Source organism: Exiguobacterium sp. GL_137, from assembly GCF_057834585.1.
Genome location: NZ_CM174406.1, coordinates 272,873 through 288,829 on the forward strand (window position 1 = coordinate 272,873; position 15,957 = coordinate 288,829).

The 15,957-nt window shown below is 48.3% G+C and carries 17 protein-coding genes; 12 read left to right on the forward strand and 5 right to left on the reverse strand.

Going from position 1 to position 15,957, the window contains the following annotated elements; all coding sequences use genetic code 11:
- Window positions 1-3 precede the first annotated feature (3 nt).
- From AC3IRK_RS01535 to AC3IRK_RS01550, 4 genes are all read left to right on the forward strand, one after another.
- The gene (locus tag AC3IRK_RS01535) at window positions 4-426 is read left to right on the forward strand and encodes a YwiB family protein (RefSeq protein ID WP_255508413.1); all 423 of its coding nucleotides are present in this window, start codon (window positions 4-6) and stop codon (window positions 424-426) included.
- The gene (locus AC3IRK_RS01540) at window positions 416-835 is read left to right on the forward strand and encodes a hypothetical protein (protein WP_014969289.1); all 420 of its coding nucleotides are present in this window, start codon (window positions 416-418) and stop codon (window positions 833-835) included. Before AC3IRK_RS01535 ends, AC3IRK_RS01540 begins: the two co-directional genes overlap by 11 nt.
- 80 nt (window positions 836-915) lie before the next feature.
- Window positions 916-1,356, forward strand: coding sequence for an NUDIX domain-containing protein (locus AC3IRK_RS01545; protein ID WP_489170292.1), 441 nt, complete (start codon window positions 916-918; stop codon window positions 1,354-1,356).
- A gap of 79 nt (window positions 1,357-1,435) precedes the next feature.
- Window positions 1,436-2,479: a zinc-binding dehydrogenase gene (locus AC3IRK_RS01550; protein ID WP_489170293.1), complete on the forward strand. Its 1,044-nt coding sequence runs from the start codon at window positions 1,436-1,438 to the stop codon at window positions 2,477-2,479.
- Window positions 2,480-2,634: 155 nt separating this feature from the next.
- On the opposite strand, the gene AC3IRK_RS01555 is transcribed toward AC3IRK_RS01550, so the two are convergent.
- Window positions 2,635-2,979: a hypothetical protein gene (locus AC3IRK_RS01555; RefSeq protein ID WP_012369181.1), complete on the reverse strand. Its 345-nt coding sequence runs from the start codon at window positions 2,977-2,979 to the stop codon at window positions 2,635-2,637.
- Window positions 2,980-3,181: 202 nt separating this feature from the next.
- Here AC3IRK_RS01555 and AC3IRK_RS01560 point away from each other — a divergent pair, with 202 nt between their 5' ends.
- The 6 genes from AC3IRK_RS01560 to AC3IRK_RS01585 all read left to right on the forward strand — a co-directional run bounded on the left by AC3IRK_RS01560 (window position 3,182) and on the right by AC3IRK_RS01585 (window position 11,114).
- Complete coding sequence (locus AC3IRK_RS01560) at window positions 3,182-5,314, forward strand: (Fe-S)-binding protein (RefSeq protein WP_131973391.1); 2,133 nt, start codon at window positions 3,182-3,184, stop codon at window positions 5,312-5,314.
- A gap of 137 nt (window positions 5,315-5,451) precedes the next feature.
- Window positions 5,452-5,850 (forward strand): MerR family transcriptional regulator, encoded by a 399-nt coding sequence (locus AC3IRK_RS01565; RefSeq protein ID WP_012369183.1) that lies wholly within the window; start codon window positions 5,452-5,454, stop codon window positions 5,848-5,850.
- Window positions 5,851-5,884: 34 nt separating this feature from the next.
- The gene (locus AC3IRK_RS01570; RefSeq protein WP_131503289.1) at window positions 5,885-7,198 is read left to right on the forward strand and encodes a hemolysin family protein; all 1,314 of its coding nucleotides are present in this window, start codon (window positions 5,885-5,887) and stop codon (window positions 7,196-7,198) included.
- Window positions 7,199-7,374: 176 nt separating this feature from the next.
- Window positions 7,375-9,057 carry a LytS/YhcK type 5TM receptor domain-containing protein gene (locus AC3IRK_RS01575; protein WP_489170294.1) on the forward strand — a complete coding sequence of 561 codons (1,683 nt, stop codon included), beginning with the start codon at window positions 7,375-7,377 and terminating at the stop codon, window positions 9,055-9,057.
- 102 nt (window positions 9,058-9,159) lie between these two features.
- Window positions 9,160-10,188 carry an aldose epimerase family protein gene (locus AC3IRK_RS01580; protein WP_131503291.1) on the forward strand — a complete coding sequence of 343 codons (1,029 nt, stop codon included), beginning with the start codon at window positions 9,160-9,162 and terminating at the stop codon, window positions 10,186-10,188.
- Window positions 10,189-10,259: 71 nt separating this feature from the next.
- A complete protein-coding gene (locus AC3IRK_RS01585; RefSeq protein WP_131503292.1) occupies window positions 10,260-11,114 on the forward strand; it encodes a DegV family protein in 855 nt (284 codons plus the stop codon).
- 62 nt (window positions 11,115-11,176) lie between these two features.
- On the opposite strand, the gene crcB (AC3IRK_RS01590) is transcribed toward AC3IRK_RS01585, so the two are convergent.
- Window positions 11,177-11,533, reverse strand: a complete 357-nt coding sequence (gene crcB / locus AC3IRK_RS01590; RefSeq protein ID WP_131503293.1) for a fluoride efflux transporter CrcB — start codon at window positions 11,531-11,533, stop codon at window positions 11,177-11,179.
- Window positions 11,530-11,931, reverse strand: a complete 402-nt coding sequence (crcB, locus tag AC3IRK_RS01595; protein ID WP_131973387.1) for a fluoride efflux transporter CrcB — start codon at window positions 11,929-11,931, stop codon at window positions 11,530-11,532. Before crcB (AC3IRK_RS01595) ends, crcB (AC3IRK_RS01590) begins: the two co-directional genes overlap by 4 nt.
- A 261-nt stretch (window positions 11,932-12,192) precedes the next feature.
- Here crcB (AC3IRK_RS01595) and AC3IRK_RS01600 point away from each other — a divergent pair, with 261 nt between their 5' ends.
- Together AC3IRK_RS01600 and AC3IRK_RS01605 are read left to right on the forward strand one after the other, a co-directional pair.
- Window positions 12,193-13,551 (forward strand): methyl-accepting chemotaxis protein, encoded by a 1,359-nt coding sequence (locus AC3IRK_RS01600; RefSeq protein WP_489170295.1) that lies wholly within the window; start codon window positions 12,193-12,195, stop codon window positions 13,549-13,551.
- A gap of 101 nt (window positions 13,552-13,652) precedes the next feature.
- The gene (locus tag AC3IRK_RS01605) at window positions 13,653-14,582 is read left to right on the forward strand and encodes an NADP-dependent oxidoreductase (protein ID WP_489170296.1); all 930 of its coding nucleotides are present in this window, start codon (window positions 13,653-13,655) and stop codon (window positions 14,580-14,582) included.
- Window positions 14,583-14,634: 52 nt separating this feature from the next.
- Here the strand turns inward: AC3IRK_RS01605 and AC3IRK_RS01610 are convergent, their stop codons facing one another.
- Complete coding sequence (locus AC3IRK_RS01610; RefSeq protein ID WP_131503297.1) at window positions 14,635-15,405, reverse strand: nucleotidyltransferase domain-containing protein; 771 nt, start codon at window positions 15,403-15,405, stop codon at window positions 14,635-14,637.
- An 80-nt stretch (window positions 15,406-15,485) separates the two neighbouring features.
- A complete protein-coding gene (locus tag AC3IRK_RS01615; RefSeq protein ID WP_188005033.1) occupies window positions 15,486-15,857 on the reverse strand; it encodes a winged helix-turn-helix transcriptional regulator in 372 nt (123 codons plus the stop codon).
- Window positions 15,858-15,957: the final 100 nt, after the last annotated feature.

Genomic DNA, 15,957 nt, shown 5'->3' on the forward strand with positions numbered 1-15,957 from the left:
GAAGTGAAACCAGTACGTTACCCGGTCCGCCTGCGCCAAGTGACATCGATTCAGGATGACGCGGTGCGGGAGTCCGTTGAACTAGAAGCAGAGGGAACCTTGTTTGAAACAAAAGACGGGTTTGCTCTGAAGTTCATGCAAGAAGATGAACAACCGATCGATACGACCATCAAGTGGTCGCACGATCAGGTCGCCTTGAACCGGAAAGGTCCGGTCTCGATGCATCATGTCTTCATTTTAGGTCAGAAGACAAAAAGTGGTTATGAGAGCCAGTTTGGCCAAATGGTGATGGAGACGGAAACAGCTACCATCGAAATGACAGAACAACGGATGCAATTCCAGTACGAGCTGATGATGAACCATCAGCCGGTCGGCCTGTATACGATTGAATTAACTTGGGAACGGAGTGAAACACATGGCATTTGAACAAACAGTAAAAGAGATGGAACAGATGCTCGAAGAAGATTGGTTCGAGTGGTTAGAGAATGACGAACCGAAGTACAACGAGTGGCGCGATCAGCTCGAGGCGCTCGCAGAACAGGTCATGACGGAATACAATTCGAAGGTCGATTCCGATGCGATTGATTCGTTATTATTGATCAACGAAGATTTACCGGTCTTGTACGGAGAAGATACGGTCATGCTCTACACGGCGTTGCTTCATGCACGCAAGGAAGATGATTCGGTCTACGAACGGTACCTGACGATTTTAGGGGCGTTTTCAGAAGAAAACCATCCGGCCCTCCGCGAAGTCGAACAGGCTGTCGCGAAAAAAGATTACAAAACGGCGTATGCACGTGCCGTTAAATTACCGCAATCGCTTGGATTAGAATAAGTACGTGCCAAAGCAGTTCCATTCAAAGGATATTTGAACGGGCTGCTTTTTTTTATGTTCATGACACAGGGGGAATCAGCATGAGAACGTTATACCGGATTGTCGCTGCGATTGTCAGGCAGGAGCAGCAGTTGCTGTTGGTCAAAAATCAGGCGGATGGAGCGGAAGCGGTTTGGAGTCTGCCGGGCGGTGTGATTGAAGACGGTGAAACTTTAAAAGAAGCATTGCAACGGGAGATGAAAGAAGAGGCCGGGCTGTCCGTCGAAACGTTCGAACTGGCTTACGTCACAGAAAACTTCATCGAACAGTTTGACGCCCATAGTCTTGTCACGTATTTTGAATGTTCGGTGAAAGGAGAGCTGTCACTGAACGATCCTGACCGAGAAGTCGTTGCCTGTCAGTGGGTGCCGATCGAACAGCTTGGGGACTATCTCCTGAATCGTGATGTGCTTGAACCGTTGCAGGATTATTTGAATGAGACATCCAAATCTTATTATCTGTACGAAAATATGGTCTGGTAATTTCACAGAATAAAGTCTAAAGCTTTTAAAAAGCGGACAAGGGATAAAGAGAAATTGTTTTAGAGATGGAGGAAAACATATGAAAGTTGTCCAAGTCAACGGATACGGCGGTGTCGAGCAACTCGAAGTCATCGAACGTCCAGTCCCGACACCGCGCGCTGGGGAAGTCCTGGTCGAAGTGAAAGCATGCGGCATCAACAACACAGAAATTTGGATGCGAGAAGGCGCCTACGGAACGGATGACAAATCGGGTTGGAAACCGGAGGGCGTTCAGTTTCCCCGTGTCCCTGGTTCCGATATCAGCGGGCGGATCATTGAAGTCGGGAGCGGTGTTGATCCCTCCCGGGTTGGTCAAGATGTCGTCCTGTTTCCGTTTACTTCAAGTGGCGCCGATGGAACGGAACATATCAGTGAAGATATGGCGTTCATCGGATCGGAATATGACGGGGGATACGCCGAGTATGTCGTCTGGCCGGCAACGCTCTGTTACGACATGCCGCTTGACGATTACGTCAAAAGTGCTGTTTTTTCCGTCAGTGGCTTGACGGCATGGCATATGAACGAACAACTCCAGTTACAGCCGGGACAAACCGTCCTCGTAACCGGAGCGAGCGGCGGTGTCGGCTCGTTGAACGTTCAAATCGCCTCGCGGGTGTTTGGAGCAACTGTGATTGCCGTCGTCGGCGACATGAAGATCGAACAGGAATTGAAGCGTCTTGGGGCGAAATACGTCGTGTCTTACCGTTCCGATCAATTGACAGAAGACATCCTAGCTGTTAACAGCGGACCAGTTGACGCCGTACTCGATGTCGTCGGGGATGCGTTATTCAAAACGGTTATGACTGTTATAAAAAATGGTGGTAAATTCTGTATTTCCGGTTCTGCCGGCGGACAACAGACGAACCTCGATTTTCGGATGCTGTACCTGAAGCACTTAACATTTTACGGCTCAGTGCTTGGAACGCGTGACGAGTTCGGACGGATGCTTGAAGCGATTGCTGACGGTAAACTCGAACCGGTCATTGATCGGACGTTTCCGCTTGAGAAAGCGGCGGCAGCCCAGTCGTATTTTAAAGAGACAGGCAAACTCGGGAAAATCGTGTTGATACTGGAGGCGGATTGAAGCCTATAGTTTTCTTTCTGGAGGAGTCTTGGGAAGCGAATAAATTCTCGATAATTCAAAGAGGACACCGGAATTGAAATCCGGTGTCCTCTTTGAATATGAAGAGTGACGCATCCGTCATCCTTATTTTTTAGAGATAGTTACAGGAAAGAGTATTACACTGCTGATTGTGAAGTCGGAGTTTCAGATAACAACTTTGCATGAATTCCACGTTGTTTTAATGCTTGTTGGAATGAATGGTCAATCGGACGATAGCCTTTTTCGATTAAATCATTGATGTAAATTTTATTGTATAAGAAAGAAAAGACGATATTGACAATCCATCCCCCGAAACCGGCAGTCAAAAGTGTAGTGACGATACCGACAATCAATTGAATCAATCCCCATTTAATATCGCCTCGGAAAAATGCTGGAAAGAATCCAAAAAAGAATGTTGTCCATGAGAATCCTGCTTTTACTTCTTTAATTAAGCCGCTTGAATGTTGTAAAATTCCGTTCAAAGCCAATTACCTCCTACAAAATATACATATATTAGAACTTTTTAATTTTAACCTACTTATTTTTCAATTTAAACGGTTTTTTTGTAAGGTATAGTCAATGATTAAGATAGAAGAAAAAACAGTAAAATAATGAATGAATAGTCATTCATTATATGCTATACTCATATCAAATAATGGCTTTAGGGGGAAAGGGGCTTGTTTTATGGGGACATTTTTACTGATTAACTGGATCGCCTTCCTGCTTGTCGCAGGGTACGCGGGCTATTTATTCGTGACGCTCGTCAAGAGTCGGTACGAGGCGATTCGCCGGGGGAAAAAAGCGGAATGGACGCTGACGAACAAAGAACGTCTGAACGCTGTTCTCGTCAATGTCTTTGGGCAAAAGAAACTGCTGAAGGACAAGAAAAGCGGGACGATTCATGTCATGATGTTTTACGGATTTTTACTCGTTCAATTTGGAGCGATTGATTTCATCTGGAAGGGGCTCGCAGTCGGACAACGCTTCCCGCACATCCCGCTCGGTCCACTGTATCCGATTTTTACATTTTTCCAGGAAATCGTTATGCTCGTCATTCTGGTGGCGGTCGTTTGGGGATTCTACCGCCGCTATGTTGAAAAATTGGTCCGTCTGAAACGGAACTTCATGGCCGGTCTTGCCTTGATTTTCATCGGCGGTCTGATGGTCGCTGTTCTGTTCGGAAACGGATTTTTCTTAGTCTATGAAAATCATTCCACGTTCGGTGAACCGGTCGCGTCGGCGATTGCCTTCCTATTCAGCTGGGTGCCGCAACAAGTCGCCTTTGGATTGTTTGTCTTCTTCTGGTGGGCGCACTTGCTGTTCTTACTCAGCTTCATGGTCTATATCCCACAAGGCAAACACGCCCACCTGATTGCCGGAACAGCCAATGTCTGGCTTGGCCGGACATCAAAAGTCGGACGGATCACGCCCATCGATCTGTCAGTCATGGAAGAAGCAGAAGATGACGAGGCGGAGTTCAGTTTCGGGGTTAACCGGATCGAAGATTTTAATCAAAAACAACTCGTCGATTTATATGCCTGTGTCGAATGCGGCCGCTGTACGAATATGTGCCCGGCCAGCGGAACAGGAAAAATGCTGTCACCGATGGACCTGATCGTTAAACTTCGTGATCACCTCAACATGAAAACGGCAGCGATCACGCAAAAGTCACCGTGGGCACCGGCTTTCGCCTTTGAAGGATCACAAGGCAATCAAATTGCGTCACTTGCCGCAGCCGGACAGATGGATGTCGTCCCGGATTCTTTAATCGGCAACGTTATCACGGAAGAAGAAATTTGGGCGTGTACGACATGCCGGAACTGTGAAGATCAATGTCCGGTCATGAACGAACACGTCGATAAAATCATCGATCTCCGTCGTCACCTCGTGATGATGGAAGGGAAAATGGATCCTGAGATGCAACGGACGATGGCGAATATCGAACGCCAGGGGAATCCATGGGGCATGAACCGGAAGGAACGCGAAAACTGGCGCAAGACGCGCGAAGAGCTGGTCGTGCCGACAGCAAAAGAAAAGAAAAAAGCCGGCGAAACGTTCGAATACCTCTTCTGGGTCGGCGCGATGGGCTCGTACGACAGCCGCAGTCAGAAAATCGCGATGGCGTTTGCACGGATCCTGAATGAAGCGGACATCTCGTTTGCGATTCTCGGAAACGATGAGAAAAACTCAGGCGATACACCACGCCGGATCGGAAACGAAGTTCTGTTCCAGGAACTGGCGGAAGCAAACATCAAATCGTTTGAGAAATATGACGTCAAAAAAATCGTCACGATTGATCCGCATGCGTACAATACATTCAAAAACGAGTATCCTGACTTTGGTCTCAGCCCGGATGTTGAAGTCTATCACCATACCGAGCTGCTCGCGCGGTTGATTGACGACAAAAGGATTACACCAACCCATGAGGTCAGTGAACGGGTCGTCTATCATGATTCGTGTTACCTCGGTCGTTACAATGATATTTATGACGCACCACGCTACATCCTGGAGAAAATTCCGGGCATCACACTGGTCGAAACGGAACGCAACCGCGAAAAAGGTATGTGTTGCGGAGCCGGCGGCGGTATGATGTGGCAGGAAGAAAAAGTCGGCGCCCGGGTGAACGTCGCCCGGACGGAACAGTTGTTGACGGTCCAACCGTCCGTCATCGGATCTGCTTGTCCGTACTGCCTGACGATGCTCAGCGACGGAACGAAGGCGAAAGAAGTCGACGAGCAGGTTGCGACGTATGATGTCGTCGAACTGCTCGAACGGTCAATCGTCGGAACACCGATGAAGGAAGCGGTAACAAACTAAGTTCAAAAAATAGCTTGAGCAAACGGAACGTCTCCTCTGAGAAAGAGGAGGCGTTTTTTAAAGGCGCCTAATAAGCATAACGTTGTTGTGTACGGTTTAACCGTGGTATGATAAAAGCATTATTTAATGAGAGGGAGGTGAGGATCTTTGGGAAGGCGTTGCTTAAAATCGGTCAGGTCGCGGAGGCCACCGGCTTATCAAAACGGACCATCGACTACTATACATCGCTCGGTTTATTAACAACAGAGCGGACACCGGCTGGTTATCGTTTGTATACGGAAGATGTCGTCCAGCATATTCAAAAGATTGAGTATTTAAAGACACAACGGCTGTCCCTGCAAGAGATTCTTGCTTTCTTCACCGAGCGTGAAGTCAAAACGGGTGATGCCATTTATCAGGAAGTACAGCAGCTTCAAGAAAGCGTCAACGGGCTCGAACAGCGTTTATTGCAATCGACCGACTATGAGAAACAGGAGATTCGTCTCGAACTGTCTCAACGTCTGACGTTGATTGCTTCCCTGATTGCGCAGCTGTAACAATAAAATGGAGGTGACCCCTGTTTAGGGGATTTTGGATACTATATTATTTATCAATTTATTTTTAGTGGTGTTATTGATCGTGTTGACCGCTTTTTTCGTCGGATCAGAGTTTGCGGTCGTTAAGGTACGGATGTCCCGTCTGGATCAAATGATTCAGGAAGGAAACAAAAGTGCCATCCTGGCGAAAAAGATTGCCGGAGACCTCGATTATTACTTGTCTGCTTGTCAGCTGGGAATCACGGTGACAGCACTTGGTCTTGGGGCACTCGGTGAACCGACCGTCGAAAAAATCCTGCACCCGGTGTTTGATGAATTCGGTGTCTCGGCTGCGGTCTCGACCTTATTGTCGTTCGGGATTGCCTTTGTTTCCGTGACGTTCCTACACGTCGTCATCGGAGAACTGGCACCGAAGACACTTGCGATTCAATACGCGGAAAAGATGACGTTGTTGTTTGCCCGTCCACTGTACATTTTCGGGAAAATCATGTATCCGTTCATTTGGTTACTCAATGGTTCGGCCCGCTTTTTCCTTGGATTATTCGGTGTCAAACCGGCTGGTCATGAACAAGCCCACTCAGAAGATGAATTGAAAATCATCATGGCACAAAGTTTTCAAAGCGGAGAAATCAATCAGACGGAACTCGCACTGATGCAGAACGTGTTTGCGTTTGACGAGCATGTCGTCAAAGATTTGATGGTGCCGCGGATGCGAATGGCGACGATCTCAGAACGGTTGTCAAAAGACGAGCTGATGGAAATCTTCATGGATAATCCATTTACCCGTTATCCGGTGACGGAAGAAAATGATAAAGACCGGATTCTTGGTTATGTCAACGTCAAGGAGATGTTGACGGACTTCGCCAACGGAAACAATCATCCGGTTACACATTACGTGAAGGATTTACCGGTCGTCTCGGAAGTCACGTCGCTGCAGGACACGTTGCGGAAGATGAAGAAAACACGCTCGCATATCGTATTGGTCGTCGACGAATACGGCGGAACGGCCGGAATCGTCGCGATGGAAGACTTACTCGAAGAAATCGTCGGTGAAATTCGCGACGAGTTTGATACGGATGAAGTCGAAGAAATCCAGGAGTTGCCGAACAATGAATACCTCGTTGCCGGTACCGTGTTGCTTGAAGATCTCGAAGACCGATTCGGTTTGACGTTTACGAACGATGAAGACGTCGATACGATCGGTGGTTGGATTCAGATGCACAACATCGATCTGCAACCGGGAGAACACATTGATACGGAATCCTTCTCAGTCGAAGTGATGGAGATGGAGAACTATCAAATCAACCAGATCAAATTGTGGTTACACCCGCTCGAACGAGCAGAATAATCCGAAGTGTCTTTCGTCTCGTACGAAAGACGCTTTTTTTTTCGGTAAGACGTCAGTCGGAAAATGAAGTTTAAAACGAATGTGCAAAGAATGAACACGTTGGTAGGGAAACGGGGGCGGGAGCGGGAAAGAGTAAGGAGAGGAAAGATTATTTTTTCTGAGAAGGGAGACGTCCAGTGCTCGAGCAAATCCCGTTTTTACTCAGCCGCTTAGGCATGTTAGCCTTATTGGCTTTTTTATTGTCACAATGGCGCATATCACGCCATTTGTTTCAAACGTCGTCGCGCCGCAGTCATCGTTTTATTTTACTGAGTGTGTTTGTCGTATCGGGTATTTTGATGAACTATGCCGGAATTGGTCTTTCGGCTGATAAGACGATTGATCCGTTACTCGGGTTAGCCGTTTCACCGGAGCAATGGATTGTCGACACCCGATTGACGATCATCGTCACCAGCGGTCTGCTGGGGGGACCGCTCGTCGGTGGTGTGACCGGTTTGCTGGTCGGATTTCACCGCTATTATCTTGGTGCATCCGGTGCGGAATCAGCCTGGATCATTGCGGTCGGAACCGGATTGTTGAGTGGGATGTACAGCCGCCAGTGGAGCAGGAAAGACGGCTATTCCCTGCTCCAACCGATCGGCATCGTCTTAAGTGCCGTCATCCTCGATATTGGAGTCGCATTGATTTTGGCACCGGACCAGGCGCGTGTGTTGGAGTTGACACGTCAAGCTGTCTTCCCGATGTTATTTACGAATGCAGTCGGAATCAGTGTCTTCATCGCCATCTTACGGACGCAATTAAGGCTCGAGAACGAATTGTTCGTTCGCGAATCCGCACGTTCCTATCGTTTACTGGATGCGATTCGTCCGCTACGTAAAAATGGCATGACGGTTGATGTCGCCCGGCAAATCGGATCGACCATCCTGGAAGAAACGAAAATCAACCGGGTCGTTTTACTTGGACCGGATGGGATTTTAGCCGATGTCCGGACGGGACAAGATACAGCCGATTTATTCCAGCATCAGACGATTTTGGACTGGGTGGAGACAGCTGTCGTTTACCGGTCGGAAGATGAGTTGACGCGTCAAATCGTCTCGTTTCATCCACTACTCATCGAGGGCAAGAAAGCGGGCATCGTCTGTTGGTTTCCGGCTCATCTGTTCGATGATACGATGGAGCGGACGATGGAACAGTTGGTGGATCTCCTGGCACGCGAACTCGTCGTTCACCAAGAAGAGCAACTGAATCAATTTCCAAACACCAGCATCAAACCGATTCTGAGTCCGAACTATCTCCTCGGCATCGTCGATGAAATCCATCAGACAGCTGATCCGGATACCCCGGTCAAACACCAACTCGAAGCGTTGCGACAGCTTCTTACGACCGCACGACGACTTGATCTGTATCCTTTGCGTGAAGAATTACTGACCTTAAAATCGTATCTGTCGCTGGAAGGAATCCGCCGACACCATCCATTGACACCGGCTGCGGTCACGATTGATTTGGATATCGAAACGGCCGTTGAAGAGCATTTTGTTTTTCCGTTGCTCGTGACACAGCTTGTCGATAATGCGTTACGGCATGCGTTTCCCGAAAGCGGTCCGTATCACCGGATTGATGTTCGGGCATTTCAGGAAGAAACACACTGGATGCTTGAAGTATCGGACAATGGGGTCGGTGTACCGGCTGAATTCCTGAAACGCTGGGAGCAGGATAAAAAAACGGAAACGAGTAATTTATTTTTATTACGACGTGCTCTTCACCGGAGATACGGGGAACAGGCGAGTTGTACGATTCATTCACGCCCCGGTGGAACACACCTGAAACTGATGTTGCCTCTTACGACCGACCAAGTGTAATGATCGTTCGATTCTGATTGCCGGAATCGGACGATTGTTTTTTTTTAGCCAATCCTGGGTAAAAATGAAAGCAAGAGTAGATCGATACAGGAGGATAAGCGCATGATTACAACAAAAGAAGTCGGGTTTTCCGGCGAGCAGCCGATCATCGCTTTTACATTGATGAATCGTAACGGACACAGTGTGGAATTACTCAATTTGGGCGGGAAAATCACGGCAATCCGTGTTCCGGATCAACACGGGACCATCGAGAACGTCGTCCTGGCCTTTGATGATATGGAAGAATATTTAGAGGATCCCCACCACTTGGGGGCAACAATCGGCCGGGTCGGCGGCCGGATTGCCAACGGTGCGTTTGCATTAGAAGGGATGAACTACATCCTGGAACAAAATGAAGGAGAACATCACCTTCACGGAGGAAGCGTCAACTGGTCGAACCGTTTTTTTGATTATGAAATCGACGGTGAACAGTTACATCTGCTCCTGACGAGCCCGGACGGAGAAAACGGTTATCCGGGTCAACTCGATGTCCGGTTGACGATTGACTGGACGGACGACGACGCTTTGATTCTGACGTACCACGCGACGACGACGGCCTCGACACCGTTCAGTCCGACGAACCACACGTATTTTAATTTGACGGGAAATGCGAAAACGACGATTGAGCAGCACCGTCTCCGGATGGATGCCCCGTTTTACGTCCCGTTAAATGCAGAGTCCGTTCCGACAGGCGAGATTTTATCCGTCAACGAGACGGTCTTTGATTTCCGGACAGCCCGCTCGTTGTATGAAGTGACACATGCGAGTGACGAAGCGTTGCGCCAGGCAGGCAGTGGTGTCGACCACCCGTTTTTATTAAAAGAAGGCGGTGAAATCGTCTTGGAGGAACCGGTCAGTGGTCGGATGTTACAGGTGAAAACCGATCAGCCGGGTGTCGTCGTCTATACCGGAAACCATTTGGCCGGTGAGTTTACGATTGCCGGGCGACGGGCGACACCGTATCTCGGAATTTGTCTCGAAACACAAGGATTGCCGGACGCCATCAATCAGCCCGATTTTCCGTCTGTTGTTTTACGTGCCGGCGAGGTCTATGAAAAACGGACGACGTTCCAATTTAGTCGAGTGCAGTAACGTTTTTTTGCTGACATCCGAAGCGAATGTGGTAGGATAAAGCGAGAAGAATCTAACGGAGGCATAGGAAAATGACTAAAATAGCATGGGTGACCGATAGTATGGCCTATTTCAAAAAAGAAGAGGCGGAAGCAATCGGTGTGAATGTCGTACCAATTCAAATCTTGCTTGGTGACACAGCCTACAATGAAGATACGATTACGGTCGAACGGTTGTTTCGGGCACTGGAAGCAGATAAAAAGCTGGTCGCCAAAACGTCACAACCGATTTTCGGGGAATTCGTCGGGACGTATGAACGCTTAAAAGAAGAAGGATACGACTGTGCGATTGCGGTCCACTGTACGAACGGTCTGTCGAGTACGGTCCAAAGTTCCGCTTCAGCAGCGGAAGCAGCAAGCTTCCCGGTCCACATCATCGATTCGCATACGGCGTTTGAAAATCAGCAGGAGTTCATCCGTTACGGGATGGCACTGGAAGCGGAAGGTAAGTCGGTCGAAGAGATTACGGCGGCTTTACAAGCGTTAGCGAAAAAAACGCACTTTTATATGATTGTCGGGAACATGGAGACGATGCGCCGGGGCGGACGTGTCTCGTCCGGTGATTTGTTCCTCGCAAACCTGCTCAGCATTAAACCGATCATCACGACGGATGAATCGGGAAAAATCGTTCCGTTTAAAAAAGCCCGTTCCCTGAAAAAAGCCTACATCGAAATCATCAAACAGGTCGAAGAAGCGATGCGTCAGCATACGTTTTATAAAAACCGGATTTATGTCGCGACGACGATGGCACCTGAGATGGCAGCCGATTTACGGACACAGGTCGCAACAAAATTCCCGGAACTAACGGTGCTCGACGGCACGTTTGGTCCGGCCATCGGAACACACGCCGGTGCAGAAACCGTTGGCTTGTTCTGGCTGAATGACTAAAAAATAAAAACGAACAAGAACCAGGAATTGTTCCCGTGTGCCGGGGCAAGTCCTGGTTCTTTTTAGATATTTAATGAAACAATGATTCCTAAAAATGCGGCACTGATGCCAAGGAGATAACTGAGTCCGAGGTAAAGGGTCAGCGTTTTTCTGTTTTGATTCTGAACGAGTTGCAGTGTCTCGAGCTTAAACGTCGAAAACGTCGTAAAGGAACCGAGAAAACCCGTGCCGAGCAATAACGTCCATGTCGAATCCAAATGCGAACCGATGACGAGACCGAGTAAAAAAGAACCGAGGATGTTGATGACGAATGTCGCGAGTGGAAAATCCTTTTTCCAAAATGTTTTCATCCACTGGCTGACGGCAAACCGGCTGATGGCACCAAAAAAAGCACCGGTCGCAAGAGCAACAAGATTCATGAAGCGTCCTCCTTCTGAAACAGACGTAACCGTCTTGTCCCGAGTGTGTAGCCGAGATAAGACATTAATAATCCGCCGAACAAACTGATGCTGATATAGAGAAGGGCGTAACCGTAAAAACCGCTCCGTAACAGTTCAACGGATTCGACACTGAACGTTGAAAATGTCGTAAAGGAACCGACAAAACCGGTTCCGAGCGCCGTCATCGCGTATTGATGAAGCAACGTCGTCTTAAATAGAAAGTGCGTCGCGTACCCCAAGACGAAACAGCCGATCAGATTAATGCTTAATGTCGCCCACGGAAACGTTCCGACGGCAAAATGAGTGATAAAAAGGCTGAGACCATAACGGGCGGAAGCACCGAGGATACCAGCCAGTCCGACTAATACATATAACATCTGAAGCCGCCTTTCTGTCCATTTTGTATTTACCATACGCTTTTCTGAAATCAAGCGTCAAGTTGTGAAAATGAGCGGGAATACTTCACGTCTTCTTCAAACTGGACGATAAGAAAGGGTACGAATCTAACAGAAGGAGTTTTGCAGATGGTCTCACCCCTTGAAAGACTGAGTACGAAAATTCTCTCTCGTCTCATTGCCTCATTAATTACAATCGCGCATCCTTTGATTTTCATTTTTGTTCAACTGGACTATGTGCCCATGAGTGTATTTTATCAATTTTTGGTCGGAGGTCTGTTACTGACGGTCGCCTTGCTGGGGGGAAATCGTTTTTTTGGCGATCAGCTCAGCGGAAAATATATTCAAATCATATTGACCTATCTGGTACTGGCACTTGTCCTTGTGACCTTGCCAACTCAAAGTATCTGGACGATTGCTTATCTGTATTTAACGATTTCAGTCATCTACCTCATTCCCCATTTAGTCGTAGTGGCAGGTTTGCTCGGATTACTGGAATTGGTACTCTTTACGGTTTTTGGAACGATTCAGTTTTCAAATCTGTTTGATATGATTGTCGCATTCGTCATCTATCTGATGGTTTTTTCAGCAGCCACGTTTGTTGCTGTCTTCGGACGAAATGTCATGCGGGAAGTCAAAAGGCAACAAGAGAAGGCGGAGCATTACGCAGCAAGCTCACAGCTGACGCTTGAGCAATCAGCCGCTACAGCAACCGATGTCACGACGTTCACGGCAGGAATGAGTGAAACCGTCGATACGGCGAAAGTGTCATTTGAAAAAATTGATCAGGCAATGCAGATGTTAGCCGATAACTCGTCGAAAAATGCCCAATCCGTCCGGCAGATTAAACGGATGAACACGGATAACGTTGCGTTGATGACGGATGTCGCGACAGCCGTCGACCGGGCACTTGCCCTCAGTTCTTCGTCGAAGGTGACGGCTGAACAAAGCCGCGAGACCATCAGCGAAGCCGGTGAATCATTACAAGAACTGACCGCGAGCATGGACGAATCGGTTACGGCGTTTGGACAGCTTGCTGGACGTTTTAAAGAAATTGTTACGATTACTTCCAGCATCAATGCGATCGCGACGCAAACGAACTTATTGAGCTTAAACGCATCGATTGAGGCGGCACGCGCCGGAGAGTTCGGAAAAGGATTTACCGTCGTCGCCCAGGAAATCCGTAATTTGTCGGCACAGACGGCGGCCGCCTCGACCGAAATCAATCAAATCATCGAACGGGTCGATCGTGATGTCATGCAGACCGGTAATTCGATTGATGCCAGTACCAGCTTGCTGCGGCAGCAGGAGGCCCGGATGCAAAGAAGTCAAGACGCCTTGCAGACGATTGCGACGGATTCCAATGATTCCGTTCAGGCAATCAGTGGAGCGCAGCAACAATTCGTGACGATCACGAACAGTCTGACGAACATTGCGCAGGCAACGGAACAACTGGATGCTTTCATGGATCTGTTGCTGACGAGCAGTGATCAATTGTCCGGTCTGACACGGTCACAAGTCGAACAAATCGTTGATTTACAGCAGGCAATCCATACGTTAAATACCACGGCATTAACACTGCAACAGACAGCGCATACCTGACAGGCGTGTACCGATTCGAAAGAGCCGGTACACTTTTTTCGTTTGTCGCAAGTCTTGAAGGGGAACAACTAAAAGGTAAAACAATCAGAGGAGGAAATGACATGAAAGCAGCTTACATTGAACAGTATGGTGGATCGGAACAATTTAAAGTAGGGGAACTCGAACGTCCGATCGTCAGAGCAGACGATGTCTTGATTGCGGTTCATGCGGCGAGTGTTAATCCCGTTGATTGGAAACTGCGTGAAGGATACTTAAAGGAAATGCTCAGCTATGATATGCCGCTGATTATCGGTTGGGATGTCTCCGGTGTGATCGAAGAAGTGGGGGCGAACGTGACGGATTTAAAAGTCGGCGATGAAGTGTTCAGTCGTCCGGATATTGCCCGTCAAGGGACGTATGCGGAGTATGTCGCGGTGGATGCCCATCTTGTCGTCAAGAAACCGAAGGCCCTGACGTTCGAAGAGGCAGCATCATTGCCGCTCGTCGCCCACACGGCGTGGCAGGTCATGTTTGAAGTGATGGATGCGAAAGCGGGAAATAAAATCTTTATCGGTGCCGGTTCAGGCGGTGTCGGAACGGTTGCGATCCAGCTTGCGAAAGCACATGGTCTTCACGTCATCACATCGACGAGCACGAAAAACGTCGACTGGGTCAAAGCGCTTGGAGCAGACGAAGTCATCGATTACAAACAGCAGGATCCGGCAGAAACTGTCCGCGATCTGGACTTTGTGTTTGATACAATGGGCGGCGACGACCAGGCGAAGCTGTACCAGGTGCTCAAACCGAACGGAATGCTCGTTTCCATTTCGACACCACCGGATGAAGAACAGGCAAAACAGGCGGATGCCCGTGTTGCTTACGTCTTCATGCAACCGACAGGCGAGCGGCTTCAACATATCGCGCAAGCCGTAGAACGGGGAGAATTAAAACCGGTCGTCGATCGGATTTTCGATTTGGATCAAATCAAAGAAGCGCATGATTATGGAGAAGAAGGTCATGCGAAAGGGAAAATTGTCATTAAAGTGAAGTAAGCACATGAAAAGCCGGTTTCCTTGCTCAAGGAACCGGCTTTTTCTATGGCGTCTAACAAACTTGTTTTGATTCGAGCAACCGGTCGAGCAACTGTAATGTGTCCGGTTGATCGATCAGCATCTGTTGCAAGTGTGGCAATTCAGCCTGTAATAATTCCCGGTAAAGACGAGCGGCTTCGTGATGGGTGGCCGGAACGAGGACATCATAAATCGCTTCAAGGCGCAGGCGTGGAGCGTCCGGTAAATAATCAGCAACCGTTTTTAAACCGAGTTGTGCCCGGTCGGGAACATACCGATGTAATAGGACTTTGGCAAATTTGATCAGTGCGCTCCGCAACATCTCGACTGCCCATAAGGCATTCCCGCGTCCGGCTGCTTTTTGATACTGGAACAGGAACCAGACGGCATCAATCGCTTCATCCGCAGCTTCCTGTGTCCCGAGTGCCAAAGAGGAGGTCTCGACGTACGCATCGAGTTGTCTTTTCGGATCATACAAGACACGAATCGTATCGGAATGGTTTAACGATTCGCGGGTCACCGTAAACAGATCGACATGCAAAAGATCGTCATATACGACAATCAGTTGCGGGGCGACAATAAAGAGGTCGTCTTTCCAGATGATTGGGCGATAGACGGACAGGTGGGTCAGTCGACGGGTTAAAAATTTCGCCATCCGTTCTTCGGACACAAGACAATAGAGGTCGATATCCGAATAGACATCTTCTTCACCACGTCCAAATGAACCTTTCAAAAAAATGGCTTCGACAGCAGGATCTTGTTTAAAACGTGTTACTAGCTGTTCAATCGCATGAAGTTGATGCATGGGTTTCGCTCCCTTACGTAGTCTATTCAGTCAGTATACGTGAAATAAGGGAGATTATTCCATAAAAAAGAGCGATTCATTTAAAATGAATCGCTGGTACTAGAAATAGTGACATCTTGAAGCATGTCTTTCTGAGCCAAATGCTCGACATGTTTTTCGCCCCAGGCATTGATGGCATTTAAAACAGGAATCAGTGTTTTTCCGTAATCCGTCAGTGAATATTCGACGCGGGGCGGGACGACCTGATAGATTTCCCGGTGGACGATATCGTTCAGCTCCAGTTCCCGGAGCTGAGCGGTTAACATTTTTTGCGTGATATTCGTGAGATTTCGTTTCAATTCACTGAACCGGAGCGTGTCGTGGGTGATCAGTTCGAGCAAAATCGACGGCTTCCATTTCCCGGTCAGGATTTCGAGTGCCGTCTCGACGCGGCAGCTTGGTGTCTCTTCCATGGCTGTTCCTCCTTCATGGTATCGTTTAGGATACTATACCACTTCTTTGTGCCTACTTCCGTTCTCTTCACTTCTGACTGATAATGAAGATACGAAGCGA